This is a genomic window from Actinosynnema sp., from assembly GCF_052038725.1.
Window position 1 is genome coordinate 1 of record NZ_JBQGCX010000140.1, and the last position, 2,375, is coordinate 2,375.

The window sequence follows — 2,375 nt, forward strand, 5'->3', positions numbered from 1 at the left end:
ACCCGCCCTGACCAGCAAAAACCCAACCCAACGGACCGGTCGCCCAGGAAACCACCAGGGATGCCGGTCACCCAACCCCCCGGCGGGGTTAGGGTTCCGTCGTGGCCACCGCACGTGCTGAGCGGCTCGTCAACCTGGTCCTGTGCCTGCTCTCCACTCGCCAGTACCTGACCGCCGCGCGCATTCGCGCCATCGTCCCCGGATACACCGACGCCGCGACGGACGAGGCGTTCTTCCGCATGTTCGAGCGCGACAAGTCCGAGCTCCGCGACCTGGGCGTCCCCCTGGAGACCGGGCGCAGCGGCGCCTTCGACTCCGTCGACGGCTACCGCATCGCCCGCCGCGACTACGAGCTCGGCGACATCGACCTCGAGCCCGACGAGGCCGCCGCCGTCGCGCTCGCGGGCCGCCTCTGGGACTCCCCGCAGCTCACCGGCGCCGCCCACGGCGCGCTGCTGAAGCTGCGCGCGGCGGGCGTCGACGTGGACCAGGACGTGCACGTGCCGGTCGAGCCGAGGGTCCGCGCGACCGAACCGGCGTTCCCGCCGCTGCTCGCCGCCTCGCAGACCGGCCGCGTGGTCGAGTTCGACTACCGCCGCCCCAGCCCGGTCGAGGTGCGCACCCGCACCGTCGAGCCGTGGGGCGTGGTCTGCTGGCGGGGTAGGTGGTATGTGGTGGGCCACGACCGCGACCGTGCCGCGACCCGCTGCTTCCGGCTGTCCCGGATCGTCGGCGACGTGCGCACCCTCGGCAAGCCCGGCGCCGTGACCAGGCCCGACGACGTCGACCTGCTCGGGTTCGTCGCCCGCACCCAGCCCTCCCCGCAGCCGCCCGCGCCCGCGAAGCTGTGGGTCGCCAAGGGCCGCGGCCACGGCCTGCGCCGCCGCGCGCGCGTCGTGGGGGAGCGCGAGCTCGCGGGCGTGCCCGGCGACCTGCTGGAGATCGAGCTGAACTTCCCGGACTCGGCCGCGGGCTGGATCGCGGGCTTCGGCCCCGACGCCGTCGTGCTGGAGCCCGAGGTGCTGGCCAAGAGCGTGCGGGAGCGCCTGCTCGGCGCGCTGCGCGGGACGGGGGTGGTCGTGTGACCTCGGCGAACGACCGGCTGCCGAGGCTGCTCGCGCTGGTCCCGTACCTGCTGGCCCGCCCCGGCATCCCGATCGACGAGGCCGCCGCCGACTTCCAGGTCACCCCCAAGCAGCTGCGCAAGGACCTGGAGCTGCTCTGGATGTGCGGCCTCCCCGGCTACGGCCCCGGCGACCTGATCGACCTGTCGTTCGAGGGCGAGACGGTCACCGTCACGTTCGACGCGGGCATGAGCCGCCCGCTGCGCCTGACCGCCGCCGAGGCCACGTCGCTGCTGGTGGCGCTGCGCGCGCTCGCCGACACGCCCGGCGTCGCGGACAAGGCCGCCGTCGAGCGCGCCGTCGCCAAGGTCGAGTCCGCCGTCGGCCAGGCCCAGCCCTCGGGCGTCGCGGTCGGCCTCGCCGTGCGCGAGGGCCCGGAGACGGCGCGCGTGCGCGACGCCATCGCCGAGGGCGTGCGGGCCCGCCGCGCGCTCGCGCTGCGCTACTACACGCCGTCCCGCGACGAGATCACCGACCGGGTCGTCGACCCGATGCGGATGCTGCTGGTCGAGGGCCGCAGCTACCTGGAGGCCTGGTGCCGGGCCGCCGACGGGGTGCGGCTGTTCCGGATCGACCGGGTCGACGCCGTCGAGGTGCTCGACGAGCCTGCCAGCCCGCCGCCGCACGCCGTGCCCACCGACACCTCCGAGGGCCTGTTCCAGCCCGACCCGGACCAGCGCGCCGCCGTGCTCGTGCTGGAGCCGGACGCCCGCTGGTTCGCCGAGTACTACCCGACCGAGGCCTTGGTCGAGCTGCCGGACGGCCGCGCCCGCGTGCTGATGCGCTACACCGACACCGCCTGGATGGTCCGGCTCGTGCTGGGCCAGGGCGGCGAGGTGCGCGCGGAGGAGCCCGCCGAGCTGGTCGAGGCGGTGGCGAGGCAGGCCAGGGCCGCGTTGGACCGGGCGGATCAACTCCGGTGAACCGCTTGCCTATACGGTTGACGGTGTGCCGTACTTGCCGTCCCTAGCACTGGTGCTGCTCGGGCTGGTCATCCTGGTGGTGGCCGTGCTCAAGGTCACCCGGTCGTTGCGCCGCGCACGCGCGGCAAGCACTCTGATGAGCGACAGGGTCGGCGATCGGGTCGGCTTCCTGCGGGCGCGCCTGGCCGCGCTCGGGGTGGCCTTCCGGCAGCGGCGTCCGGACAAGGCCCGTCAGGGCGAACCCCGGCTACGATCGAGGAACCGGGGCCGACAGGAGGAACACCATGCCCAATCTCGGAGTGCCTGAACTGCTGATCATCGCCGTGGT

3 protein-coding genes are annotated in these 2,375 nt (G+C 74.3%); all 3 read left to right on the forward strand.

Features of this window, described 5'->3' with window-relative positions:
• Positions 1-101: 101 nt before the first annotated feature.
• Genes ACTUAL_RS02685 through ACTUAL_RS02695 form a run of 3 tightly spaced genes read left to right on the forward strand, consistent with a single transcriptional unit; the run spans position 102 to position 2,354 of the window.
• Positions 102-1,085, forward strand: a complete 984-nt coding sequence (locus ACTUAL_RS02685; RefSeq protein ID WP_440899150.1) for a helix-turn-helix transcriptional regulator — start codon at positions 102-104, stop codon at positions 1,083-1,085.
• Positions 1,082-2,047, forward strand: a complete 966-nt coding sequence (locus ACTUAL_RS02690) for a helix-turn-helix transcriptional regulator (protein ID WP_096492767.1) — start codon at positions 1,082-1,084, stop codon at positions 2,045-2,047. Before ACTUAL_RS02685 ends, ACTUAL_RS02690 begins: the two co-directional genes overlap by 4 nt.
• A gap of 25 nt (positions 2,048-2,072) precedes the next feature.
• Positions 2,073-2,354: a bacteriophage holin gene (locus ACTUAL_RS02695; protein ID WP_096492768.1), complete on the forward strand. Its 282-nt coding sequence runs from the start codon at positions 2,073-2,075 to the stop codon at positions 2,352-2,354.
• Positions 2,355-2,375 lie beyond the last annotated feature (21 nt).